The 25,109-nt window shown below is 56.7% G+C and carries 22 protein-coding genes and 1 tRNA gene; 12 read left to right on the top strand and 11 right to left on the bottom strand.

Annotated elements, in window-relative coordinates:
* Positions 1-115 precede the first annotated feature (115 nt).
* Entirely contained in the window at positions 116-2,065 is a 1,950-nt protein-coding gene (locus AC781_RS10155; RefSeq protein WP_071133365.1) for a beta-N-acetylhexosaminidase, read from the top strand.
* Between the two features lie 161 nt (positions 2,066-2,226).
* Here the strand turns inward: AC781_RS10155 and AC781_RS10150 are convergent.
* From AC781_RS10150 to AC781_RS10135, 4 genes are all read right to left on the bottom strand, one after another.
* Positions 2,227-2,301: transfer RNA gene (locus AC781_RS10150), tRNA-Val, on the bottom strand.
* Positions 2,302-2,454: 153 nt separating this feature from the next.
* The gene (gene asnS, locus AC781_RS10145; RefSeq protein WP_067777438.1) at positions 2,455-3,819 is read right to left on the bottom strand and encodes an asparagine--tRNA ligase; all 1,365 of its coding nucleotides are present in this window, start codon (positions 3,817-3,819) and stop codon (positions 2,455-2,457) included.
* 81 nt (positions 3,820-3,900) lie between these two features.
* Positions 3,901-4,218, bottom strand: a complete 318-nt coding sequence (gene trxA, locus AC781_RS10140; RefSeq protein ID WP_067777436.1) for a thioredoxin — start codon at positions 4,216-4,218, stop codon at positions 3,901-3,903.
* A 49-nt stretch (positions 4,219-4,267) separates the two neighbouring features.
* Positions 4,268-4,984 (bottom strand): hypothetical protein, encoded by a 717-nt coding sequence (locus AC781_RS10135; RefSeq protein ID WP_067777434.1) that lies wholly within the window; start codon positions 4,982-4,984, stop codon positions 4,268-4,270.
* A gap of 194 nt (positions 4,985-5,178) precedes the next feature.
* On the opposite strand from AC781_RS10135, the gene AC781_RS10130 reads away from it, so the two are divergent.
* The 5 genes from AC781_RS10130 to AC781_RS10110 all read left to right on the top strand — a co-directional run bounded on the left by AC781_RS10130 (position 5,179) and on the right by AC781_RS10110 (position 13,482).
* Complete coding sequence (locus AC781_RS10130; protein ID WP_067777432.1) at positions 5,179-5,853, top strand: hypothetical protein; 675 nt, start codon at positions 5,179-5,181, stop codon at positions 5,851-5,853.
* A gap of 57 nt (positions 5,854-5,910) precedes the next feature.
* Positions 5,911-10,290, top strand: coding sequence for a glycoside hydrolase family 2 TIM barrel-domain containing protein (locus AC781_RS10125; RefSeq protein WP_067777431.1), 4,380 nt, complete (start codon positions 5,911-5,913; stop codon positions 10,288-10,290).
* A 22-nt stretch (positions 10,291-10,312) separates the two neighbouring features.
* Positions 10,313-11,077, top strand: coding sequence for an imidazole glycerol phosphate synthase subunit HisF (gene hisF / locus AC781_RS10120; RefSeq protein WP_067777430.1), 765 nt, complete (start codon positions 10,313-10,315; stop codon positions 11,075-11,077).
* Between the two features lie 126 nt (positions 11,078-11,203).
* Entirely contained in the window at positions 11,204-12,349 is a 1,146-nt protein-coding gene (locus tag AC781_RS10115; protein WP_067777427.1) for a MalY/PatB family protein, read from the top strand.
* A 377-nt stretch (positions 12,350-12,726) separates the two neighbouring features.
* Entirely contained in the window at positions 12,727-13,482 is a 756-nt protein-coding gene (locus AC781_RS10110) for a hypothetical protein (RefSeq protein WP_141675875.1), read from the top strand.
* A gap of 90 nt (positions 13,483-13,572) precedes the next feature.
* On the opposite strand, the gene AC781_RS10105 is transcribed toward AC781_RS10110, so the two are convergent.
* Both AC781_RS10105 and AC781_RS10100 read right to left on the bottom strand, forming a co-directional pair.
* Positions 13,573-14,577, bottom strand: a complete 1,005-nt coding sequence (locus tag AC781_RS10105; RefSeq protein ID WP_067777423.1) for an IdeS/Mac family cysteine endopeptidase — start codon at positions 14,575-14,577, stop codon at positions 13,573-13,575.
* A 180-nt stretch (positions 14,578-14,757) separates the two neighbouring features.
* Positions 14,758-15,108 carry a hypothetical protein gene (locus AC781_RS10100; protein ID WP_071133369.1) on the bottom strand — a complete coding sequence of 117 codons (351 nt, stop codon included), beginning with the start codon at positions 15,106-15,108 and terminating at the stop codon, positions 14,758-14,760.
* Positions 15,109-15,381: 273 nt separating this feature from the next.
* Between AC781_RS10100 and AC781_RS13780 the strand changes: the two genes are divergently transcribed.
* Positions 15,382-15,834 carry a hypothetical protein gene (locus AC781_RS13780; RefSeq protein ID WP_071133370.1) on the top strand — a complete coding sequence of 151 codons (453 nt, stop codon included), beginning with the start codon at positions 15,382-15,384 and terminating at the stop codon, positions 15,832-15,834.
* A gap of 178 nt (positions 15,835-16,012) precedes the next feature.
* Here the strand turns inward: AC781_RS13780 and AC781_RS10095 are convergent, their stop codons facing one another.
* The gene (locus AC781_RS10095; protein ID WP_067777420.1) at positions 16,013-16,660 is read right to left on the bottom strand and encodes a Crp/Fnr family transcriptional regulator; all 648 of its coding nucleotides are present in this window, start codon (positions 16,658-16,660) and stop codon (positions 16,013-16,015) included.
* Positions 16,661-16,730: 70 nt separating this feature from the next.
* Entirely contained in the window at positions 16,731-18,263 is a 1,533-nt protein-coding gene (locus AC781_RS10090) for an assimilatory sulfite reductase (NADPH) hemoprotein subunit (RefSeq protein ID WP_067777418.1), read from the bottom strand.
* Positions 18,264-18,340: 77 nt separating this feature from the next.
* On the opposite strand from AC781_RS10090, the gene AC781_RS10085 reads away from it, so the two are divergent.
* The 5 genes from AC781_RS10085 (at position 18,341) to AC781_RS13775 (ending at position 22,775) form a co-directional block, all read left to right on the top strand.
* Positions 18,341-18,610: a TIGR04076 family protein gene (locus AC781_RS10085; protein ID WP_067777416.1), complete on the top strand. Its 270-nt coding sequence runs from the start codon at positions 18,341-18,343 to the stop codon at positions 18,608-18,610.
* 17 nt (positions 18,611-18,627) lie between these two features.
* Positions 18,628-19,335, top strand: coding sequence for a Crp/Fnr family transcriptional regulator (locus AC781_RS10080; protein WP_083076935.1), 708 nt, complete (start codon positions 18,628-18,630; stop codon positions 19,333-19,335).
* Positions 19,336-19,453: 118 nt separating this feature from the next.
* Positions 19,454-19,804, top strand: a complete 351-nt coding sequence (locus AC781_RS10075) for a cupin domain-containing protein (protein WP_067777415.1) — start codon at positions 19,454-19,456, stop codon at positions 19,802-19,804.
* 28 nt (positions 19,805-19,832) lie between these two features.
* Positions 19,833-21,449 carry a hydroxylamine reductase gene (hcp, locus tag AC781_RS10070; protein WP_067777413.1) on the top strand — a complete coding sequence of 539 codons (1,617 nt, stop codon included), beginning with the start codon at positions 19,833-19,835 and terminating at the stop codon, positions 21,447-21,449.
* A gap of 384 nt (positions 21,450-21,833) precedes the next feature.
* Positions 21,834-22,775, top strand: a complete 942-nt coding sequence (locus tag AC781_RS13775) for a hypothetical protein (RefSeq protein ID WP_141675874.1) — start codon at positions 21,834-21,836, stop codon at positions 22,773-22,775.
* 70 nt (positions 22,776-22,845) lie between these two features.
* Here the strand turns inward: AC781_RS13775 and AC781_RS10055 are convergent, their stop codons facing one another.
* From AC781_RS10055 to AC781_RS10045, 3 genes are all read right to left on the bottom strand, one after another.
* Positions 22,846-23,169 carry a hypothetical protein gene (locus AC781_RS10055; protein WP_067777407.1) on the bottom strand — a complete coding sequence of 108 codons (324 nt, stop codon included), beginning with the start codon at positions 23,167-23,169 and terminating at the stop codon, positions 22,846-22,848.
* Positions 23,166-23,615 carry a hypothetical protein gene (locus tag AC781_RS10050; protein ID WP_141675873.1) on the bottom strand — a complete coding sequence of 150 codons (450 nt, stop codon included), beginning with the start codon at positions 23,613-23,615 and terminating at the stop codon, positions 23,166-23,168. The genes AC781_RS10055 and AC781_RS10050 overlap by 4 nt, the downstream gene beginning before the upstream one ends.
* A gap of 310 nt (positions 23,616-23,925) precedes the next feature.
* A complete protein-coding gene (locus AC781_RS10045) occupies positions 23,926-25,032 on the bottom strand; it encodes a DNA alkylation repair protein (RefSeq protein WP_067777447.1) in 1,107 nt (368 codons plus the stop codon).
* Positions 25,033-25,109 lie beyond the last annotated feature (77 nt).

The following is a 25,109-nucleotide window of genomic DNA, read 5'->3' as shown; positions in this document are numbered from 1 at the left end:
TGGCGGTGGCGCGCTATTTGGGTAGTCTGTGACGAAATACAATCGAGAGGCTGGTTTTGCATGCCTTTTCTCCTTGTTGAAAGAAATAGATATTCAATGCGTATACGTTTTAGAGATGAAGATGAAAAAATTCGTCTGTCTTATTGTGTGCAGTGCCTTTTCAATGGGCAGTGCGTGGTCCGCGGATCTTGATTTGATTCCTCTTCCCAGACAGGTGGAATTGGCTCAGGGTACTCTTTCTCTCGGTTCCGATACGAGTATAGGATTCTCATCTCTTGACTGCCAGGAGCCCGGTCTTTACTTTGCCGAGAAGCTCCGGCAGGGTACAGGATGGCAAGTTCCGGTGCTTGAGGATTGGAGTAAGGCGCGCATCCGTCTTATTGTTGATCCTGCAAGTTTTACGAATTCCGAGGAATACAAGTTGTCCATTACGCAAGAACATGCGGATGTGGCTGCGGCGACTCCGCAAGCCCTGGCTTCCGGTCTGCAAACTTTGCTGCAAATGATGCCGCCCGATATTTATGCCCAAGGTACGAAAAGCTCGATTGTGCTTCCTTGTGCGACAATCAATGATTTTCCCGAGATAGGCCATCGCGGTATTTCTTTTGACGTCGCCCGTTATTTTCAGGATAAGGCAACCATTTTGAAGCTTCTCGAGGGCCTTGCCGCCAGTAAGATCAATTCGTTCCAATGGCATTTGACGGATGATCAGGGTTGGCGTTTTCCCAGCAAGGCTTATCCCAAGCTTACGCAGTCCGGGTCGGCCTATACGGAAGACGATATCAAGGAAATCGTGCAGCGCGCTCGCCAGCTCGGCATCCGCATCATCCCCGAGATCGATATGCCCGGCCACTCCGCCGCCGCGATCAAAGCGTATCCGGAGCTGGGCACCAAGCGGGAGAACAGCAATATAAGCAATGTTCTCAATGTCGGAAAGCCGGAAGTATATACTTTTGCAGAAACGATTGTCAAAGAGGTAAACGAGCTGATTCCCGGTACCTATTTTCACATGGGTGCAGATGAAGTCGCTCGCGGAGTCTGGAAGAACGATCCGGACTGTATCAAATTGATGGAAAAGGAGGGCTTGAAGAATGTCAATGAGCTTCAGGCATACTTTACCAGGCGTATCGCATCCATCCTCCGCAAGCATGGCCGCAAGCCGCTGGCTTGGGATGAGGCCATGGATGGCGGCCTCGGAGAGGATAAGGATATCGGCATTGTCGCATGGCGGGGAACTCAATTCGGGTTGAAGCCTTTGGATGCCGGGCATCCCGTTATGTGGACGCCAGGCAGCCGTATTTATTTCGACAAGGTCAATTCCCGCAACAAGAAGGAACCTCGCGGCTACGGAAATCATGTTTTGCCGCTCTACATGGTTTATTCGTATTGTCCTATGCCTACGTTCCTGCCGCCGGAACAACAGAAGCTTGTCATGGGCGCTCAGGCCGGGTTGTGGGCGGAGGTCATTCACAGTCCTGATCAAATGTTTGAACTGGTTTTCCCTCGTATCAGCGCTCTAGGAGAAGCCTTGTGGATGCCTCGGGAGAAGAAAGACTGGGATTCGTACCTCAAACGATTGGAAACCATGAAAAAGAGGTATGATGCCATGGGAATTCCTTATTTTTGGGATGAAAAGTCCATGCCCGTCACCATCGGTTCATGGGAACCGAAGCAGGTCGCAGCACCGCGCACGAAGTTGACCTACCGCCTGAACCCGGAGCAGGTTTCTCGCTCCGGTTACCACGAAATCAATGCCGAATACGCCTTTGGAGAGGGTACTGTGGTGATTCATTCGATGGAATGGTCGGATGCGTCGGGAAAGATCGTATCAAAGGATGTTCACGATTACACATCGACTTTCAGTCCCAGGAATACGGCAGAACATTATTATTATCTGAATGCAGATGCTCCCGGAGAGTACTCGTTGACGATTACTCTGTCTCCGGTGGGAACAGGCTCATGCCATGGTTGGGTCCAGATGATACGTCCGCTGCCGTCTGAAGAAACGGCTCCCGTTTACGATCTGCAAAGCGAGAAAAACCGCAACAAGCAGCCGAAGGAATAATTCGTTGCTTGCCACCGGTTAAAACTTTTATCCTCCTCGGCCTGGCAGGGGGGGGGGGAGCTGGGGGGCTGCATGGGCAGGACGGTATGGAAGTCCGTGTCGGGGTGATTTCCCTGAAAGAAAACACCTCGGAATGAATCATTCCGAGGTGTTGATGAAGATGGTACGCGATACTGGTTTCGAACCAGTGACCCCATGCGTGTGAAGCATGTGCTCTACCCCTGAGCTAACCGCGCGTTGGTGTGTGCCGTCTTATATCCTGTTTGGAGTGCAAAGGCAAGTTTATTTTTCGTCTTGAGGCATTTTTCGGTTTTCGGCGTCTTGGAGATGGGGACAATAAAGCCCGGAGGCGGCTCCGGGCTGTGGTAGGGGAAGGGAGTGGGGCCGCGTTAATATTCGCAGTGGCCCGGAGTGCGGGGGTAGGGCAGGACGTCGCGGATGTTGGTGACGCCGGTGACGAACATGAGGAGGCGTTCGAATCCTGCACCGAAGCCGGCGTGAGGTACGCTGCCGAAGCGGCGGAGGTCGACATACCATGAGTAGGCTTCTTCGTTCAGGCCGAGGCGTTTGATGTTGTCCATCAGGATGTCGAGGCGTTCTTCGCGCTGGCTGCCGCCGACGATTTCGCCGATGCCGGGGACGAGGACGTCCATGGCTGTGACAGTTTTGCCGTCGTCGTTGAGGCGCATGTAGAAGGGTTTGATGGCCGCCGGGTAGTTGTAGAGGGTGACGGGGCTTTTGAAGTGTTCTTCGGTGAGGTACCGTTCATGCTCACTCTGCAGGTTGATGCCCCACGAGACGGGGTAGTCGAATTTGTGGCCGCTTTTGATGAGGATGTCGACGGCTTCCGTGTAGGAGCAGCGGACGAAGGGGGTGTCGGCGACGTGCTGGAGGCGTTCGCGCAGGCCTTTGTCGACGAATTGGCAGAAGAAGTCCATGTCGCCGCTTTGGTCGTCGAGCATGGTGCGGACGAGGTATTTGACGAAGTTTTCCGCAAGGTCCATGTCTCCCTCAAGGTCGCAGAAAGCGACTTCCGGTTCGATCATCCAGAATTCGGCCGCATGGCGCGTGGTGTTGGAGTTTTCGGCGCGGAAGGTGGGGCCGAAGGTGTAGATGTTGCTCAAGGCGCAGGCCATGGTTTCGCCTTCGAGCTGGCCGCTGACGGTGAGGTAGGCGGCTTTGCCGAAGAAGTCTTCTTCATGGTTTTTGTTGTTGGCAAGCGGGTCGAGTGTGGTGACTCGGAACATTTCACCGGCGCCTTCGCAGTCGCTGGCAGTGATGAGCGGCGTGTGTATCCAGACGAAGTCTCGTTCCTGAAAGAAGCGGTGCACGGCGGCTGCAAGGCGGCTGCGGGTGCGGAAGACCGCACCGAAGAGGTTGGTGCGGGCGCGCAGGTGGGCGATGGAGCGCAGGAATTCGGGGGAATGCCCTTTTTTCTGCAGGGGGTAGCTGTCCGGCGCCGTGCCGACGAGGCGGATGGAGGCGACCTGTATTTCCCATTTTTGTTTGCCGGGGCTGGGGATGAGTTTTCCATGGATGCTGACGGAGGCTCCGGTGGTCATTTTGCCGATGTCTTCGTAGCCGGGAATGCCTGCGTCTGCGACGATCTGGATGGATGCGAGGCTGGTGCCGTCGTTGAGTTCGATGAAGGAGAATGCCTTGGAGTCGCGCCGGGTGCGTATCCATCCTTCGACGAGGATGTTGTCCATGGCCGTTTCAGAGGCGAGCGCGTGTTTGATGAGGGTGCGAGTCATGTGCGTTTGCTGTGATGGAGAGATGAAAAAAGGGCACGAACATTCATGTGTCCGTACCCTTGTGATGGTTGATTGCCCGGCTCAGATGTGGGCGCGGAGCTTGTTGACGATGTTGTCCTTGGAGGTCGCGCCGACGATGGTATCCACTACCTGGCCGCCCTTGAAGATGAGGAGGGTCGGGATGGAGCGGACGTTATAATGGGCGGCGAGGCCCTGGTTGGCGTCGACATCCACTTTGCCTACCTTGACGGTTCCGGCCATTTCGGTGGAGATCTGGTCGATGATCGGGGAGATCATTTTACAGGGGCCGCACCATGTGGCCCAGAAGTCGACGAGGACAGCGCCTTCGGCTTTGATGACTTCAGCTTCGAAATTGGTTTCTGTGAATTGCAGAGACATAATGCGTATAAGATGCGCCGCGAGGCGCTGTTGTTCAAATTCCGTTGTTTTATTCCTCTACGACTTCTTCTTCACCGCTCTTCGGGTCGCCGAAGACACGTTGTTCTCCGGTGGCTGCGCGGTTCGGAATCTGGTCCGTCTGGTACTGGATAATACAGAAGGAAATCATCAGGATGGCGCCGATGATGGACATGACGAGGATGAAGGTGCTTTCCTTCTTTTCCTCTTCATCCGTGTCAACGGTTTTGGTGCTGCCGGCTGCTTTGGTGGAAAGTCCTGCCGGGCGGGAGCCGATCGGTGAGGTCAAGGGGCGAGTGGCGGAGGGCATGGCGCCCGTGGCCTGTCCCGGTGCTGTCGCGGCAGGCGTTGTGCCTTCGCGCTGGGGCAGAAGGACGGTTTTGACTGCATCGGACGAGGCTGTGCCGGGACGAAGTGGGACGGATGGCGCGCCGGGGGCTCCGGGAGGAGTCAACGGAATGGTGGCCGAGGTCGGAGGTTTGGGAGGCATGGGCGCTCCGGGCATGGCGGGCGGCACGGGTGCCGTCGGGCGCGTAGGAGGAGCAGGAGGCGGCACCGGCATGGTTGCGGCACCGAGTCCGGGAGCCGTGGGGGGTACCGGGGCGGACGGTGCGCCGGGGCGCGTAAGGGGGATGGTGGGTGCGGTAGGCGCTGCTGCTCCGGGCACAGGAGGCGGCGCCGGCATTCCGTTCGGAGCCGGAGGGACGGGCGGCTTGACTGGAGAGGGAGGAGGCGGTGGGTTGCTCATAACGTGTAAAGATGTAAACCGACAGCGCGGCGATTTCTCTTTATGGCATTTTTCCGTCAGGATGGCAAGCAGGAAAGATTGATTCTCCAAAAAAACCATGTGAGGTACCCATTCCATCTTTCGTGTGAGGCTTTTTCCCTGCTGTCCAGCTCCGTTCTTGCCAGTGGGCGGTTTCTCGTGTATGGTGCGCGAGCATGAAACCGCTTACACGTATCGCCGAGACTTCTTCCCAGGATGGTTTGTCATGGGAGCTTTGGGAGCGCGACGGCCAGTTTTTCCTGTTGCATGACGGGGTGCAGTACGCTTCCGCCTTTTCCCACGGGAGCGACGATGCCATGGCCGAGATGGCGATGTCTCCGATTACCCGGGCGAATCAGCCGACGCTGCTTTTCGCCGGGGTGGGGCTCGGGTTCCCTTTGGCTGCCGCCGTGGCGTGTACGCAGAAGGAGAAGGCGAGTTTCATCGTGGCGGAGCCCTGCCCGGAGCTGGTTCGCTGGCAGACGCAGTATCTGGATGCGTTGCATCCCGGCCTGTGGGATGATAACCGTATTTCCGTGGAGAAGATGAGCGCCGTAGAGGTGGCTCGCCGCCGTTCCGGCAGCCTGCATGCGATTATCGTGAAGTCCACGCATGCCCGCTATGCCTTGTCGATGGGTGAAGCATCCGATTTCTTCGGCGCGTTGAAGGGCGGCGGCCTGCTGCTGATTTCCCTGTCCAAGCCCGACAAGCGGCTGGAGGGCCTGCTGCGCCGCGCCGGCTTCGAGGTGACGACTACGTCGGTTCCCGCTTCCCACAAGGGCAAGCAGGCGAAGTTCCATACGATCGTGCTGGCCCGCCGCGGCCGGTTTGTTCCGTTCGCCCAGAAGTAAAAGGGCCGTTCGTGTTTTTTTTGAAAGATTCCCTTTTTCCTATCAGTATATCCTATCATGAATTTTCTGACCAAAATGACCGCGCTCGTGACTTTGGCCGGTTCGGCGCTGGCGGATTACACGCCGCACTCCGACTGGGAGAATCCCCAGAACCTTTTCCAGAACAGGGAAGTGTCCCGTGCTTTCTTCGTCCCGTTTGCCAACAGGGAAGAGGCTTTGAAAGGCAAGCGCGCCGATTCTTCGCTGGTGCAGTCGTTGAACGGCGACTGGAAGTTTTCCTGGGTGCCGCAGCCGGACAAGCGGCCTGTGGATTTCTACAAGCCCGAGTTCGATGTGAAGGACTGGAAGACGATTCCCGTGCCTTCTTCGTGGCAGATGGAGGGCTACGGCATTCCCATCTATTCGAACCAGCGTTACGTGTTCGTCCGCAACTGGCCGTTTGTGATGGCCGATCCGCAGGGCGACGAATCCAGGTATTCGACGGTGAAGGAAGAGCGCAACGCCGTCGGCTCCTACCGCCGCGATTTTACGATTCCTCAGGATTGGGACGGCAAGGAAGTATTCCTGCAGTTCGACGGGGTGGACTCGTTCTTCTACCTCTGGGTGAACGGTCAGAAAGTCGGTTTTTCGAAGGATAGCCGCACGGCTGCCGTGTTCGACATCACGAAGTATCTGAAGCCCGGCAATAATGTGCTGGCTGTGGAAGTGTACCGTTTCAGCGACGGTTCCTACCTCGAGTGCCAGGATATGTGGCGCCTCTCCGGGATCTTCCGCGATGTTTTCCTGTATGCTACTCCGAAGGTGCATGTACGCGATTTCTTCGTGCATACCGATATGGAGGATAATTATGCCACGGGCAAATTGAGCGTGGATGTGGATGTGCGCAATGTGCAGGGTAAGCCGGAAGCATTCAGCCTGAGCGCCGAGCTGCTTGATGCGGATGGGAAGAAGGTGTGCAATCTTCAATCCGGTTCCGGCAAGGTGCTGCCGTCCGGCGACTATCAGGTTCCGCTTTCTGCTACGGTGAAGAATCCTCTCCTCTGGAGCGCGGAGAAGCCGAATCTCTACCGCCTGCTGATGACGCTGAAGAACAGGAAGGGCGAAGTGACGGAGGTGATCTCCCGCAAGATCGGCTTCCGCGATGTGAAACTTGAAAACGGCCGTTTCCTCGTGAACGGACAGGCCGTGAAGCTGAAGGGTGTGAACCGCCATGAAAGCCAGCATGCCAACGGCCATGCGGTGACGGAAGCAGAATGCCTGGAAGAAATCCTGCTGATGAAGCGCGGCAACATCAACCACGTCCGCAATTCCCACTATCCGCAGCCCGCCTATTTCTATGATCTGTGCGATGAATACGGCATCTACGTGTGCGACGAGGCCAATATCGAATCCCACGGCTATTATTACGGCGAACAGTCGCTCAGCCATCCCGAGGAATGGAAGGCTGCCCACGTCTGGCGCAACCAGAACATGGTCGAACAGTCGAAGAACAATCCCTGCGTAGTCATCTGGTCGTACGGCAATGAAGCCGGACCCGGCGCCAACTTCGAGGCGGTGCGCGACTGGATCAAGTCCCGCGATACTTCCCGCGTGACGCAATACGAACGCAACAATTCCCTCGCGGATCTCAATTCCAACCAGTACCCCTCCGTGAAGTGGGCGCAGGCTACGGCTGCGCAGAAGCTCAACAAGCCGTGGTATATCTCCGAATATGCCCACATCCTCTGCAATGCCATGGGCAATCTGAAGGATTATTGGGATGCCATCGAAAGCAGCGATTCCATCGTGGGCGGCGGCATTTGGGAATGGATTCACCAGTCCTACGACAAGAAAGTCAAGCTGCCGGATGGTACGGAAGTCACCATGCAGGCCTACGGCGGCGATTTCGGCGACTATCCGAACGACGGTATTTTCTGCGTGAAAGGCGTCATTTACTCCGACCGCACGCCGACTCCCCTCTGGGAGGAAGTGCGCCGCGTGCAGCAGAATGTCGGCTTCTCCATTCAAGGACTGGAAGACAACGGGCAGACTCTCCTCGTTTCCATCAAAAATAAGCACTACTTCACCAATCTGGATGAATACCAGGGCAAGTGGGAGCTTATGGAAGAAGGCTCCAAGGCAGTTGCCTCCGGCAATTTCTCCCTCAATGTGAATCCGCAGGAAACGGGCACGCTGGCCCTTCCGCTCGAACTGCTGGTCAAGGACAATCCCGATCTCGGCAAGAAGGAATACTTCCTGCGCGTGAGCTTCAGCCTCAAGAACGACACCAACTGGGAAAAGGCAGGCTATGCCATCGCATCGGAACAGCTTCCGCTGACGGCCGATCTGCTGCAGGTCAAGAAGCAGGCGGATATCGTCTCCGCTTCCGGCAAGAAACTCAACGTCACCAATGAGGACAAATCCCTCATCGTGCTTGGCGACAACTTCGGCGTCTCCTTCGACAAGCAGACGGGCGGCATCATGAGCTACAGCGTCAACGGTGTCGAACTGATTTCCGACAAGCCTACGGTCAAGCTGAACGCCTACCGCGCTCCGCTCGCCAACGACAAGTGGGTCATGAACCAGTGGTTCAATGCCGGGCTCCGCAACCTTGAGCACAAGGCTTCTCCCTTCGTCGTCGAAAAACTGCCGACCGGAGCCGTGCGCATCTCCTGCGACATCGTCTCTCAAGGCACGCGCCGCGAGCGCATGGACGGCTACGATTCCGGCCACGGACAGATCGAAGATCTCGGCCCGCTGAATGAAAAAGGCTTCCGCTTCCGCACGAATATCAACTACACCGTGCTGCCGAACGGCATCGTGAGCGTGCAGGCCGGTATCAATCCCGAAGGCGGCCAGCCCATCCTGCCGAAGCTCGGCTACATCATGGAACTGCCCGAACGCCTCAAGAACGTGACGTGGTATGGCCGCGGCCCCGTGGAAAACTATCCCGACCGCCGCGCCGGTTCCGACATCGGTATCTACAAGCAGACGGTGGAAGGCATGGTCGAACGCTATCCCAAGCCCATGGAAATGGGTAACCGCATGGATACCCGCTGGGTGGCCCTGACGGACGACAACGGCGCGGGCCTTATCGTCTCCGCCGCATCGGACACCACGATGAACTTCTCCGCGCTGCCCTTCACGCCGCAGGCCATCACCAAGGCCGCCCATCCGCATGAAATCGAGCGTGCCGGCAAGAGCATCCTCACGGTGGACGCCCTTACCCTCGGCCTCGGCGGCGCTTCCTGCGGCCCCATTCCGATGGAGCGCGATATTCCCGTCGCCCGCCCGACTTCCTTCGGCTTCTCCCTGCGCCCCGTCATGGCCGGAGAAAATCTTGCCGATCTTGGCCGCAAGGTGTTGCCTCTCACGGCTTCCGTCACGATTTCCCGCGACAAGACGGGCCTCGTCCGCGCCGCCTGCTCGACCCGCGACGCCAAGATTCACCTGACGCTGCCGGACGGCACGGAAATCGTCTATGACAAGCCCTTCATGATGCGTGAAGAAGGCACCATCCGCGGTGTGGCCAAGTGCGAAGGCCGCCTGGATTCCGAAGAAACCAAGGCTCACTTCGATACGTGGCTGCCCAGCAACCTGATGCGCATCGTCTCCGCCTCGTCGCAGATGCCGGGCCGCGAAGCCGCATGGAGCCTGATCGATGGCCGCAAGGACACTTACTGGCACTCCCAGTGGAAGCCGAACATGGATCCGTTCCCGCACACCGTCGTTGTCGACATCGGCGTGCTGACGGAACTGCGCGGCATTACCCTGACTCCGCGCCAGGACCAGAACAGCGGTCGCGTGGCCGAGACCGAGATTTATCTCTCGAAGGACGGCACCACCTGGAACGAACAGCCCGATGCCGTAGCTCTGATGGATGATTCCGATGTGGACCGCGAAGTCACCTTCGCCGCGCCGACGGCCGCACAGTTCATCAAGCTCGTCTTCAAGCGTGCTACGAACGATCGTGCCGCCGCTGCCATGGCCGAACTCTCCCTGCAGCCCTCCAAGGTGCTGGGGCAGTACCCGCCGCGCGCCCTCTTCTCCATTCACTTCGTCAGCAGTGAAATGCCGAATGAAGGCGAAGTCGCCAATCTCATCGACGGAAATCCGAACACCTACTGGCACTCCCTGTACGGCCTGACGCTGGCGAGCTTCCCGCACGAAGTGCAGCTCGACCTCGGCGCGACCCTCAATGTGAAGGGGCTCAAGTACCAGCCTCGTACGGACAGCGCATCCGGCCGCGTGAAGGATTACGAAGTGTACGTCAGCATGGACGGCAAAAACTGGGGCAACCCCGTCGTCCAGGGTTCCTTCCCGAATACGGATGCCCAGCAGGTGGCCAAGTTCAACAAGGCCGAGCAGTGCCGCTACATCCGCTTCGTCGCCAAGAGCGCACAGAACGGCGGAGACAGCGCCTCCATTGCCGACCTCGACGTGGAACTTGCCGACTGATCACCCGAACCGAATTCGCCGCATGCTGGCCAAGCGCATCATCCCCTGTCTGGACGTCACCAACGGACGCGTCGTGAAAGGCACGAATTTCGTGCAGCTTCGCGACGCGGGCGACCCCGTGGAATGCGCCATCGCCTATGACCGCCAGCAGGCGGACGAACTCGTCTTCCTCGATATTACCGCCTCGTCGGACGGCCGCGCCACCATGGTGGACGTCGTCCGCCGCACGGCGGAGCAGTGCTTCATGCCGCTCACCGTCGGGGGCGGCATCCGCAAGGTGGAAGACATGCGCGAGATGCTCCTTGCCGGGGCCGACAAGGTATCCGTGAATACGGCTGCCATCCATCGCCCCGAACTCGTCACCGAGGGTGCGCGCGCCTTCGGCTCCCAGTGCATCGTCGTCGCCATCGACGCGAAACTTTACGCGCCCGGCCAGTGGAAAGTTTCCACGCACGGAGGCCGCAACTTCGTGGAACTCGACGCCGTCGAGTGGGCGAAGGAAGTCGCCCGCCTCGGCGCAGGGGAAATCCTGCTTACGAGCATGGATGCGGACGGCGCGAAGACCGGGTACGATATCGAACTGACACGCCGCGTCAGCGAGGCGGTGAACATCCCTGTGATCGCCAGCGGAGGCGCAGGGAACCTCGACCACATGGTCGAAGTGCTTGAACGCGGCAAAGCGGATGCCGTGCTGGCGGCTTCCATCTTCCACTTCGGTGAATACACCGTGCCGCAGGCCAAGGCCTATTTTGCCGAGCGCGGCATTCCGGTGCGGCCCATTGTCTGACCGCCCTCTCTTCCTTTTCCCGATTGTTCCGTTTTTCATGCCTGCGGCATGCTCAACCCTTGAAATACATGGTTTTCTCCCTCGACATCCCGCAGGGAACCCGTTAGAATCGGAAAAAAGAACACCATGGAAGAACATACGGAAATCTTTGATATAGAAATTCCGCGGCGTGGCACGGGTTCCATTAAGTGGGATCTCCATGCAGAATTGCAACCCTACTGGATCGCCGATATGGACACGCCGTCCCCGGAATGCATCCTGAAAGCCCTGCACGAACGTGTCGAACACGGCATATTCGGCTATTCCTACCCGCCTGCGGACATGTTCGATGTGCTGACCCGCTACATGCACGACCGGCACCATGCCGACATCAGGCCGGAATGGTGCGTGCCGATGACGGGTTGCGTGCCCGCACTTTCCCTCGTGGCGCGGACGTGGTGCAAGCCCGGCGATGCCGTGATGACGTGCAGCCCCGTGTATCCTCCCATTCGCTCTGTCCACAGGGATGCCGGCTGCGATCTCATCGAAGTGCCGCATGTGTGGGACGACGGTGCATGGCAGTTCGACTGGGAGGCTCTGGAAAAGGCGTGGCAGCCTGCGGCGCGACTCTTCGTTCTGTGCAACCCGCAGAACCCTCTGGGCCGCGTATGGACGGAAGAGGAAGTTACCCGCCTCGCCGAATTCTGCGAACGGCACGAGATGATTCTTTGCTCCGATGAAATCCATTGCGATCTGGTACTGGACGAACAGTCGGAGCATTTCACCTGCATGCGCCTGCCGGACCGCCTGCGCCGCCGTTGCATTACCCTGACGGCACCGAGCAAAACCTACAACATCGCCGGGCTGGGCTTCACCTTTGCCTGCATTCCCGACGATACGATGCGCGATACCTTTCGCCGCACCATCGGCTGCACTCTGCCGGAGATCAATTGCTTTGCCTACGTCGCTGCCCGCGCTGCCTACATGGAAGGCGAGCCGTGGAGGCAAAGGCTCATCCGGCACCTGCGGCGCAACCGCGACCTCGTGTATTCCTATGTAGCGGAGCATATGCCTGCCATCACGATGCATCCCATGCAGGCTACCTATCTGGCGTGGATGGACTGCTCTGCGTTGGGCGTGGAAGATCCGCAGGGTTACTTCATGGAAAAGGCCGGGGTGTTTCTCAATTCCGGTGCGCCTTTCGGCTGCCCGCAGCATGTGCGCTTCAACTTCGGCACTACCCGCGAACGCCTGTTGAAAGGGCTGGAAGCCATGGCGAGAGCCATCGGGTGACCGGGTTGTTTGTGTGATTTTCGATTGCAAGCGCGTCCGTTGCCATCGCGGCGGACGCGCTTTTTGTGGGCTGGTTTAGAGCGGAATAATGGCTTTTTTGTGCGTTTTTATTGTATAAAATGCGATGTATTCATTTGGTTGTAAATAGAAATATTGCGCGGATATTTAATCCGTACGTCAATTACTTGTTACGTAATACATCACAAGGTGAGCATTATGAACAGAACGCGATGTATAACATTATTACTCTAAGCTATTGCAATGAAAAGAGGAAGGATGGTCATACGGATTGCATTTTATTTAACTTAATTCCCATATGTGATATTTATTTTATTGCAAATGCATAACGGATTAAATATCCGTATAATAATACCGCTATGCGTTGTATTTATTTTTTACTATCGATGTTGGCATGCGGAACACTCACCGCCTCGGAGAACGAAAACACTTATTACCTCGATTTCGGTATCAATTCAAGCGAGGCCATCTCAGGTAGAAACCATCTTGGCGAAAAAGATGACCATGAAACGACAATTGGTCATATAACATTCACTATAAATGATTTGATTGCAAATAAAGGAAGCTCGTCCGGCATCAGCGCCTCGTATGCCAGCAATAGTCAAACCCCGCCAGCCAATACTCCTCTTGATCTAACTTGGAATAATACAAATGTTTCCTTGGACGGTATCAATACGTCGAGCGGTTTCAGTGATGTATTTTGCTTCGTTAGTCTTTCCAATCTCAAAGCCACCAACACATATTCCATCTCCTTGCTCATGTCTTCTGTGAAAGACAGCATGACAATCTACACCAATCTCAGCGATACTGCCACTTTTCAGTCTGCCTCCTATTATCAGAATCTAGAAACAGGAGAAGCCATTCCATTGGATTTATCCAACGCCACATCTGCTGGAACCACATTCCATGGACTGACTACTGATGACATACTGATAAAAATCAATTTTACCGGATCAGAAAGTTTCACCTTCGGAGCCATATCCAACTCTTCGGAGTCTTTCACACTGGCCGGGCTCAGTATTCAGGAAAACATGCCCATTCCCGAAGCCTCCACAGCTGCCTTGAGCCTTTGCTTCGGCATGTCCATGCTTTTCAGGCGCCGCAGACGCGCTTGAAACGAACAGTCAAGAAATGCCCCGGCTCCGCTTTTGCATCGGCGGGGCTTTTTCGTCGGCAGATCACGCCTCCGGCGCACGGATAGCACTTCACTCCGCTCGTCGTCGGCGTTTCCATGCCAGCATGCAGCATCCGCCAATCGACAACAAAGCGGCGGCAGGTTCCGGGATCGTACGGGAACCCAGCGGCGCAGTCAATCCGTGTATCGTCGTCAATTCCCATCCAGTGAAATTTTCCGGATCATAGGCATACCGTGCCGTTTCGGAATCAATGCCATCCAGATAGAGATCCCCGCGCTCGGACATTTTCAATGCCTGCCGGTACATGCCGATGGCATAGTCGTCCGAATCGGTCAAATACAAAACTAGATCACCGGCGGCATCGACGTCGTATCCCCACATCGTAATGGCATGGGCGCCGGTTTCCGATCGGAGAGTAAGCGTCGTCCCCCAGTTATTGTCAATATAGCTTTTAACAATCCCGGAAAATCGTTCCTCGTACCTCATATCCCCTTCCGACCAGAAGGAATACGATTGAAAAAGCGGAGATGAAATTTCTGCGCTATCAAACACGAGACCGAGGTCCGACCAGTACGCCCCCGTGTATGCGGCGGTGGCCTCCAGCTGGGAGGATGTGCTGAAATAGATATCCGGCAGCATGCCGCCATTGAACCACCAGTTCCACGCCTGCTCGACCTGGCCTCCACCATTGCTCCACGAGTGGGTCAGAGCCTGATAAATGGAGAGCTGAGCCACTTGGGGCATGGCCTTATAGGTAGCAGCATATCCATTCGGAACCGTATCCGGTACATCGGTTCTCGTATCCTGCCACCATTGCAGAATATTGGAAGCGGCCGCCGCCCAGCACATTAGAGAGTCAGTTGGCTGGGTGTAGTATTCCGCAGGTTTTGTTGGCGTCGGATCTGTCCACCAATTCGGTTTTTCCAGAGGCCAGTCGTTCCACATGACTTTCTTGTTCACATCATACCATCCTCCGGTCTCGGAGACATTGCGGACGAATACGGGAGAAGCGGAGGCTGTGGCAAAAATGAGTAAAGCCAGCATGCCGCCGCCGGAAGCGAGGATTTTTTTCATGATACGTTCAGTGTAAGTTGTTTTTTTACTAAACAATAAATAACCCAAAGTCAAGATTATTCTGACTGATTATCAATTGCTCGATATATATTCAACCGATTTCGGCAATCAACACCAATAAAAAGGCCTTCCTGTTAGAAAACAGGAAGGCCGGCAACAAATCGATGTTTTACCGAAGAATCAGACTCCGTGGTATTCCTGAATGGTTTTCAATCCTGCGACTTTGCCCTTGATGCAGCGGACGGCGGTTACACAGGCGCGTGCCGAGGTAAGGTTGGTGCAATACGAGATCTTATTGCCGACGGCACTGGCGCGGATGGCGATTTCGTCCGCGCGGGTGTCGTGCGAGCCGGGCGTATTGATGATGAAGACGATGTCGCCGTTCTTGATGCGGTCCACGATATTCGGGCGGCGGCCTTCATGCACTTTGTAGGCGCGTTCGCATTCGATGTCGTGCTGCAGCAGGCGGATCATGGTGCCGCGTGTGGCGCAGAGGTCGTAGAAATGGTCTGAGATGCATAACAGCCGCACTCCGTGAGGAGTTCGACACGGATATTGTATCCGCCGTCAAGATGAAAGATGGAAATTTGTTTGTTTTGGAAGAATTAGTGGATCGGATAGATTTTCAATAAATCAATTTTCGTTCATTTAACTTTATTATTATTTGTTTCTTTTTATTTATTGTAAATAATATGTGAATAATTAAGAGAGACGGCGGATACAATATCCGCTAGGCTTGTTTCGGCTGGAAGAAATCGTCAGAACGAAAGATCTTCCACATAGAAGTATAATAGAACAACAATCATGAATACGAAACAATTGATGACAGCACTGGGTTTCGCCATTGTCGCAACTTCATTGGCCAGCTGTGGCGGAGGGGGCGGTGGTGGAGGTGGAAGTGAACCGGATACTGTAAAGATTATACCGGATAAGTTGGTTGAAGGGAATTATTCAACTCTGAAAATAGACGGTTATAAGACTATACGTCTCAATCCCGGAGGGTCTGCTTTGATTGAAGGAACCAATCTGACGGGAGAGTGGTCTTTTAATCAGTATGGCGCCAAAAATTCAGGCAAGTTGTCGGCGGTTCTATCATCCCAATCGACACGGTTTGAAATAGCAGGAGATCTTGCCTTTCAGAATAAAGCGGATATGGTGACATATACTGGCATATTCTCCGGCACTGTAAGATCTCAAGCATCGCAGAGTGATAAAAGTGAGAATGTGACGGCTAATTTTACTTTGATTCAGCGTTAGCAATATTTATTTCCTTTTCTGCGCCATGGAGTATGCGAGGAGGCCGTCGGTTGGATAATTCGATATGGATCGTGTGGTCCGGAACGGATAATGGTTTCGCTTTCCTCCCTTTTTGCATGGGGGAGGTTGTGGGTGAAAGCGCGGGAGGAGGTGTCATGCCTCCCGCGTTTTCCGTTTTCTACGGTTGAGGCGGGAGGAAGAGGTCGAGGTCGGCGCATTGGAGCATTTTGCCCTGTACGCGGATCAGGCCGCGGCGAGTGAGGGCGGTGAGGGCGCGGGAGACGCTTTCCCTCGTGGTGCCGAGCATGGCGGAGAGTTCTTCGCGGGAGAAGCGGAGTTCGATCGTGTCGGTCCGGGCGTGTTTGCGGCGGTGTTCGAATTGTTTGCGAAGGTAGTTTTCCAGCCGTTCTTCGACGGAGTGGAAGACGATGCTTTTGAGGCGGCGGGTGGCGATGTTGTGTTCGAGCGAGAGGGTGCGGAGGAGGAGGGCGGCGATGTCCGCCCGTGTTTCCATCAGGGTGTTCAGGATGCTGGCCGGGATGGTGAGGATGTCGCCGTCTTCCATGGCGGTGGCGGTGTAGGGGTACGGCGTCGAGGCCAGGGAGCAGGTGAGGCCGATGATGCGGTTGGGCCTGATTTCGCCGAAGATGAATTCGCGGCCCTGTGCGGAGGTGGAGGCGAGCCGCACCCGGCCCGAGAGGAGGCAGTAGACGGCTTGCGGTTCGTCGCCTTCGTAAAAGAGGCGCTGGTGTTGGCGGTAGCGGTGGGCGTCGCCGTGCGGCAGGATGAGTTCCCGGAGGCGGATGAGTTCCCGATTGTCTTTCATGCCGGATGAGCCGCCTGTGCGGCTTTCCGATGGTAGCGCGTTCGTTCCGTCCGGGCAATCCGTTTGTGGTTCATGCGCCGCCGGAGTTTTCCATTCGGTCGATGTGCTGGAGGATCCAGTCTCCGAAGGTGAGGCCGGGCTGTTGCCGTTTTTGTGCGGCATACAGGTGCAGGAGCGGTTCCATGTAGCCGGGGAATTCGGCGATGGGCAGGGCTTTCCGGAGGAGCCGGGCTGTGCGGTCTCCCTGCCTGCTGCCTCCGGCGAAGAGGTCGTAGATGCCTTCCGCCCTGCCGATGAGGGCGAGTTCGGCGAAGAGGGGGCGGGAGCAGCCGTTGGGGCAGCCGGAGATGCGGAAGGAGATCGGTTCGCGGGCCAGCCCGCATGCGGCCAGCAGTGCGTCGAGAGCGGCGGCGGTTTCCTGTTTGATGGAAGAGGCGGCGGCTTGCGCCCGTTTGCAGTGGGGCAGGCCGCGGCAGGCCGCCGAGGCGATGGAGAGCGGGGTGTGGCCGTCGGGAGTTTTGAGGCGGGCGTGGATGAGGTGGGCCGTGTTGCGGTCTTCGGGGTGCAGGCGCAGGTGGCCTTGCGGTGTGAGGCGGATGCGTTGCTGCAGCAGGGGCAGGTGTTCCTGCAGGGCGGTGGCGAGGGGGTAGCCGGGAGTGTCTGCGAGAGTGCCGGATGGGACGGGGATGAGGAGTTCGTCGGCGTCGCCGTGGCCGCTCCATTCGCCCGAGCTGAGGAAGATGGGGGCGTGGCCGAGGAATGGGGTGAAGCCCGCCTGCCGGAGTCGGTCGCCGATCCAGTCGAGCCCTCGCGTGGCGATGAGGGATTTCAGGCGGCGTTTGCGCGGGTTGTCCGGTTCTCCGTGCGCGGCGTTGAGGTCGAGGAGGTGCTGCGCTGCGCGGACGGCTTCGCCGCAGGGGTACAGGCCGAGCCATGAGGCCGGGCGGGGCGCGAGGGCGGGGCTGCCCCCGTGGATGCCGCCGCCTCCGCCCGCGAAGAGGTGGATGTGGCCGCCGGGGCGGTCGTTTTTCGGGACGACGAAGGCGAAGTCGCAGCCGTAGAGGCCGTGTTCATGGTGGGGCGGCGTTTCGAGGCAGATGCGGTTCCGTTTGTGCAGGGAGGCGAAGCGGGTTTCCGGAGAGGGGGCGGAGGCATGGACGATTTTCCCCCGGCTGCGTATCTGGTGGTAGGGGTAGGAGACTGGTTCGGAGAGGGCGTTCAGTTCGCAGGCGAATGCTGTCCATTCGGCGTGTGCATTCCCTTGGAGGAGGAGGGTGGAGATGTCGGCGGCGCGTTCTCCGGCGGCGGCATGGAGGTTCATGGCTCCGGCAAGTGCATCGCCTTCTGCTGCGGCCTGTTCGTCCGTGCCGGATTTCAGGGGGATGGCGATGGTGGAGAAGGAGGCGAGGCGGCAGGCCTGCGGCGCATGGGCGAGGGCCGTTTGCAGCTGGGCGGGGTGGATCAGGCCGTCGAGGAAGCTGTATTCGAGCGTGTGCATGGGAGGGAGGTGCAGTGTGGTGAATGCGGGCTGCAGTTCTGTCTGCGGAGCGGCTGGCAGGGCCTGTTTGGTTTTCTTCCGGGGTGCGTGGGTTGTGCGGGCCAATATAGCGGAAGGCAGCTCGAATTTCTGTGATATGAATCACAGACGCGGCGTTTTTTCCGGTGCATGATGGTGCGGTTATGCCCGAAAGACCAAGGATTACGATTACGCTGGTGGATCGCAAGGGCCCGCGCGGTTGCCACCGGGGCCACAGGGTCGGAGATTCGTTCGATTTCGATACGGAGCGCGGGAAGTTGTGCCCGATGGCCATGCATGTGGCGTTCCCGTATGTGGATATTTTGCGCTACGGCGGCAGCATGCCGGGTACGGATGATCCGAATGTGTGCCTGTTCTGCTGCCCCGATGCGGATGTGATCAATGTGTTCCGCATCGAGCGGCATGCCGGGTAAAGGAAGGAGCGGATGCCATGGAGATGAAGAGCGATGCGGACAGGCTGGCGGCTTTCATGCAGTTTCCGTTGTTTGCGGGGCTGTCCCGGCAGGATTTGGCCGAGTTTCTGGAAGATGGGGTTGTGCAGGTGGTGAAGTATGGGCGGGGTGATGTGCTGTTCCATGCGGGGGACGAACCCCGGTTTCTGTTCGTGCTGCTGTCTGGCGCGGTGCATATTTGCCGGGATTCGAAGGAGGGGCGCCGGATGATCGCCGCAACGGTGGATAGGCCGGGTGAGTCCCTCGGCGGCGTGTATCTTTTTTTGAAGAAGCGTTCTTATGACCGTTATGCCGTGGCGGATGGGCAGGCGGCGTTGATTCGCATTTCCCGGGATTTTTTCGAGGATCCGTTGTCGGCGGTGCGTCCGTATTACTCCCGATTGATGATGAATCTGCTGAGGATCGTTTCCGAAAAGGCGTTCATGCTGAACAGGAAGTTGCAGCTTCTCTCTTCCGGCGGCCTGCGTCGGAAGATTGCGGGGTTCCTGCTGGAGCGCGAGGCAGCTTGCGGCGGGCGGCCCGTGAGAATGAAGCGCGAGGAGATGGCGGATTTTCTGGGTGTGGCGCGCCCATCCCTTTCCCGCGAGCTGATGCAGATGCAACGCGAGGGGCTGTTGCTGGTGGAGGGGAAGGAACTTCGCCCCAGAGACAGGGAGGCTTTGCAGCGGCTGGCGGACGGTGAATGAGGGGGGCTTCCGGTTGTCGGTGCCGATTTCTCCGGTTTTGTGACATGCACGGCCGGGAAATCTTCGGTTTCGTCACATCCGTGACGGAATGTTCCGGGAAGCGGGTTATGCTGGAGGAATGGAAAGCCAATTGAAAAACATTCCGATGTCGGCCGTGCTGGCATTGCCGGAGCTGGTCCCCTGCCTTCCGGGGCAGATCGCCAGCGTGACCCTGTCCACCAACGAGTGGGTGCGCATCACGCTGTTCGCCTTTTCGCTGGGGGAATCCCTCAGTACCCATTCCGCCGGGGGCGATGCTCTGGTGCAGGTGCTGGAGGGGCAGGCGAGAATCGTGATCGACGGCCGCGAGTTCCGTCCGGCGGCGGGAGAGTCCATCGTCATGCCCGCCAGAGTGCCACATTCCGTGCATGCCGAGTCGGATTTCAAGATGCTGCTCACAGTCGTGTTCCCTCCGCAGGTGAAATTCTGAACCAATAAAGACCACCATTCCAACCATCATGAATATGTTTTGCTATCAATGCCAGGAAACCGCCGGAGGCACCGGCTGCACCAGAATAGGCGTTTGCGGGAAGAAGCCCGAATTGTCCGCCCTGCTGGATATGCTCGTCTGGACTACCAAGGGGCTGGCCGAAGTCGCGGTGCGCCGCCGGGAGAAGGGTTTGCCCGTTTCGTCCCGCGTGGCGGAGATGATCAACGACAATCTTTTCATCACGATCACGAATGTCAATTTCGACGAGGAAGCGGTCGCCTCGGCCATCCGCGCTACGCTGGAGCGGAAGCTTTCCCTTTCCATCGGCCTTGACGGCCTGTCCGAAGCCGCTTTGTGGCAGGGGCCGGAAGAGGTTTGGAAGGATAAGGCGCTCCGCATCGGCGTGATGTCCACGGAAGACGAGGACAGGCGCAGCCTGAAGGAGCTGGTGACCTACGGCTTGAAGGGTTTGTCCGCCTATTGCAAGCACGCGTGGGCTCTCGGCTGCCGGGATGAAGGGATCGAGGTTTTCATGCAGCGCGCATTGGCCGCTTTGCTTGATGAGACGATGCCGGCGGAGGATTTGACGGCTCTTGCCTTCGAAGCCGGAAAATACGGGGTGGACGGCATGGCTCTGCTCGACCGGGCCAATACATCACGCTACGGCGATCCGGAAATGACGCAGGTGGGCATCGGCGTGCGCTCTAATCCCGGCATTCTCATTTCGGGCCACGATCTGCGGGATCTGGAAATACTGCTGGAACAGACGGCCGGTACAGGCATCGACGTGTACACCCACGGCGAGATGCTTCCGGCGCATTCGTACCCCCAATTCAAGAAATACCCCCACCTTGCGGGCAACTACGGCAATGCGTGGTGGAAGCAGAAGGAGGAGTTTCGCTCCTTCAACGGCCCTATTCTGATGACGACCAACTGCATCGTGCCTCCGGACGAGAGCTGCAAGGCGCGGCTGTTCACCACGGGTACCGTCGGGTATCCGGGCTGCGTCCACATCGGGCAAGACGAAGCGGGAAGCAAGGATTTCTCGCCGTTGGTCGAGCTGGCGAAGCAATGCCCTCCGCCGCAGGAGATCGAGACGGGCAGCGTGACGGGCGGCTTCGCCCATGCGCAGGTGCTGGCTCTGGCGGACAAGGTGCTTGATGCCGTGCGGTCGGGCGCCATTTCCCAATTCGTCGTCATGGCGGGCTGCGATGGCCGCTTCGGCTCACGCGAATACTATGCCGACTTCGCGCGGGCTCTCTCCCCGGATACGGTGATTCTTACCGCCGGATGCGCCAAGTACAGGTACAACAAGCTTCCGCTGGGAGACATAGGCGGCATTCCCCGCGTGCTTGATGCAGGGCAGTGCAACGATTCGTATTCCCTCGTGCTGGTGGCTCTCGCCCTGAAGGATGCTCTGGGGCTGGACGATATCAACGACCTGCCGATCGTTTACAATATCGCGTGGTATGAGCAGAAGGCGGTGATCGTGCTGCTCTCCCTGCTGTATCTGGGCGTCCGGAATATCCGGCTCGGCCCCACGCTCCCGGCCTTCCTGTCGCCCAATGTGGCAAAGCTGCTGGTCGAGCAATTCGGCATCGGCGGTATCGGTACGGTGGAAGAGGATATCAAGGCGTTGGCCTGATGGCGGCGGTGCGCGCAGCATCGCTCCGTTCCCTGCAGGAACCCGGCTTCGGATGGTTTTCCGGAGCCGGGTTTCGATCATGATGACATCGGCTGTTTATTTGCGTTGTTGTTGTATTATTTTGTTATTTTTTGTGCTTCCCAAAATAACAAATGGTATGTAGATTATACATTAGAAATAACAATTCGATAATATGTGCAATGAACAGCAAAAGAATTTGAGGGAGGGCAAAAGTGGGCGAAGACAATGTATCTGTGAAGAGGATATCGCTCCCCGGCGAACGTGGGCGACATGGGTGAATGATTTTTAATTGATTTGTGCGGCAGCCTCTTGCCGGGCATTGTTTTTTTGTCTGCATTGAGTATATGGACGTATGTTACCTTCTTGCCTGGTATCGACAATACTACTCAGGTTTTTCACAACCTGATGCAGGGGTTGGAACAAGCCAACGCATTTTTCATTTTTTTCTTTTTGTGTATTGCATATATCGCCGGATTTCTGTTTTATCGCCGCGATGTCGTTTTGCCGGATTCCGTATCGCAGCTGATAAAGATATGTACGGTTTATTGTAATTGGCCTGTAGTTATTTATGTGCTCTATGGCATCGTTTTCTGTTGCCTGCCATTTACAAAAATTGTTTTTTGGTATCAAAAACGCCTCCTGAAACGATGCAGACTGGCGCCCCCTTGTTCGGAGGCGGCGCAGGAGTGTAAGACGGTGTATGATGAATGGCCCAAATGCGCGCAGTACAATGAATGTTCCAAAGAGCCGTTGCCTGGCTGTTATGTGAATCGTTTGAGGAAATATCCCTATGAAGATTTTAATGGATATTATTTGAAGAAACGCGGTATTGACCATTTGAAGGATTATGCCAAATGGGACGCGGTAGGGGATGGTTCCAACACATCAAGCCGTACGTCCAAACGGTCGACGGAAGCTTACAAAGCAGTGTTGCATTATTATGCGCCCTTCCAATGCAGAGATATAGATCGGTTGGAAGCTCATGTGCGCCTGTCTTCATCGTTATGGTACATCAGCCGCACAATCGGGATTATATGCATTCTCTATCTGCTGTTTTCCGCTTTGTCGTTCCAATGGGTAAACAGCAAATATAATGCGGTTGTGGTCAATGTCTATATGCTGATCGCCGCGATTACCATCAGTTACTTTTCAGCCTACTTTCTGCATTATTTGAGAAGGAAGGAAGTGTTTATGATTCTGCAGACGGCTTATATTCTCGGCGAGTCTGACCCTGCTATCAAGCATGTTTTAACCGGGAGCGGCGAGCCGCGTGCATCGTCATGCGGCGAGGGAAATTCGCGCTGATGTTGGGCGGCGAATGAATTCAGGGGGAGTTTTTTCTTGTGTTTGAACGGCGGCTTCGCTCTGCTCCCTCTTAATAGAAGGAGATGCCTTCCTGCTGGTCGGCCCATTCGCTGCGGAGGGCGATGGAGTCGGGCTGGCCGTGGCGGTACTGGTCGTACTTGTTGCGGTCGAACCGGATGACCCGCACATGGACGCCGCGTGCACGGGCGTAGCGGATGATGTCGCGTGCTTCGCCTTCTTCCTTGAGGGCGCGGGCTGCGTGGGCATAGCCGAAGGAGGCAGGGCAGAGGCGGTCCATGGGGTTGTCGTAAATGGGGACGACGATTTCCATGTCTTCGCAGTCTTCGGGATCGAAGGCATCGATCAGATCCCGCATTTCTTCAAAATCGTTCATGATGATTTTCGGGTGAAAATTTTGGTGGCCGCCGGGCGTTCGGCCGTGGGCGGCGGCATTTCGTGGATGTGCCTCCGGGTGGGATATCCGGTCCAGAAACTGAATCCGCAATCCGTCTGGTAGTTCGTGTGGCACCGGGTGCAGCGGAGGCGCAGCTGGCGGTCCCACCATGGGCCTATGCTGAACCATGTCCGGGTGTGGCGGCAGCGTGGGCAGGGAATGCCGTACAGGGAGAGGATGCCGGGCAGAATGGCGACGATGACGACGGCGACTACGAAGATGGCAAAGGCTATAAACGGGATGTCTTCGCCCGCGAGGGAGAACGCCGCGAGTGAGGCGGCAAACGCGGCGGCCAGCAGCCCGAGCCGGATATATATGCGCCGATAGATGCCGCGGACCTGTTCGTAGCACCGGATGACAGGGATGGTTTCCGAGGTGTATTTCATGAGGAAGGGAACGAAGGGTTCTTCAGCGGCCAGCAAGTGATGCGTTGTTCCATGCAATCCGTTGGGAAGCGGTGGCGACACTGCAGGACGGCATGCCGTTTCATATAGGCATGAAAGGCTACGGTTTTCGGACTGTCGATGTATGCGCCCATGGCGTTTCGTTTGTTCCCCGGTTGATGGATGGTGTGCGGCGAATTGTTGTCTTTTCTTAAATAACGTTTGAAAACGTCGCCGTCTTAAAAAAATGCCGCTTTTTTTCTAATTTTTTTTGCATGAACAGCGTTTTGGCGACGGTCGGGCGAGACCCTGCCTATCGGGAGGCCACTACCTCGAAATCAAGAGTACCTCTCCCGATGCCGTTGACAAGCAGCGTGATCGAATGGGTGCCGGGGTAATGCCTGCGCGTACTTGCATCGGCAAAGGAATGTTTTTTGGTGTACGGCTTCTTCCCGTTTGCCTTCATGGAAGGTTCCGATATCTTGAATATCTTGCGGTTTCGTTTGCCGTTCGCTTTCACATAGTCAATGCCATATTCAAGCCGTACTTTGGTGTCTTTGCTTGTTTCGATCGTGAAGGAAAAGGTGAGATCATCCCCTATGGGAATCGATGCCGGGTTCAGAGCGAAGCCGTCCACATGTACACAATCGGTATCTGCGAATCCGAAGAGGGCCAGCGCATCCCTGTTGCCCTGTTTGAGAAGCGTCCTGCACCCGTGCTTCACAATCCAATCGGTATGTTGGTTTTTACCGTACCAGTCCCGGGCGATTTTTGCTATCAGGCCGGGATGTGTTTTGGAAATGTCGTTGAGGTTGTTGGCGACGCTTTTGCGGACATACAGCGACGGGTCGGCTTTGAGTCGCTCCAGAATGGCAAGTACCGGCGACGGGTCCTTTTTGAAGCCGGGCAATGCCTGCCCCCACGGCAGCTGCGGGCGGCAACCCTCGCTGGCAAGCCGCCTGACATGTTCGTTGCCATGCCCGGCCCATGCGGCCATCTGCGCCATCATGCGCTTCTCATGCCTGATGATGAAAGGCCTTACGGCAAACTCGGCGGAGGAGGATGGAGTGTATCGTTCCAAGGCGGCTATCGACAGATCCCAATGGCGTTCATCCTGCCCGTAGACTTCGACGAAGTCCGGGAAGTACATGGAAGCATAGTCGTTGAATCCGGCAGGATAGCCTGCGACGACCCGGTCGATGATGCCGAGAGCCTGCTCGTAATCGGCCGGCAGATGCTTTCCCAGATTGATGGCAATCCACCGCATGCGGGCTTTCAGTTCCAATGCGTCCCATGTTTCGTCCATAATGCCGTTGACAAAAGCATCGACTCGGAAAGCAGGATGGACGGCGCGTATGCTCGCAGCGAGCCGGTGGAGCGACTCGCCGTTGTAAAACCTGTGTTTCAGTAATTCTGCCACGTGCTTTCCTTTCAATAAACGGCATCATGTATGTGGCGGTTCACGCCATCTGCCGAAGAGGAATAGCCCTGTTGTTG

It is taken from the genome of Neoakkermansia glycaniphila (assembly GCF_001683795.1).
GTDB classification, from domain to species: domain Bacteria; phylum Verrucomicrobiota; class Verrucomicrobiia; order Verrucomicrobiales; family Akkermansiaceae; genus Akkermansia; species Akkermansia glycaniphila.
The sequence above is the reverse complement of the archived record's forward strand: the minus strand, read 5'-3'. Positions and strand labels throughout refer to the sequence as shown.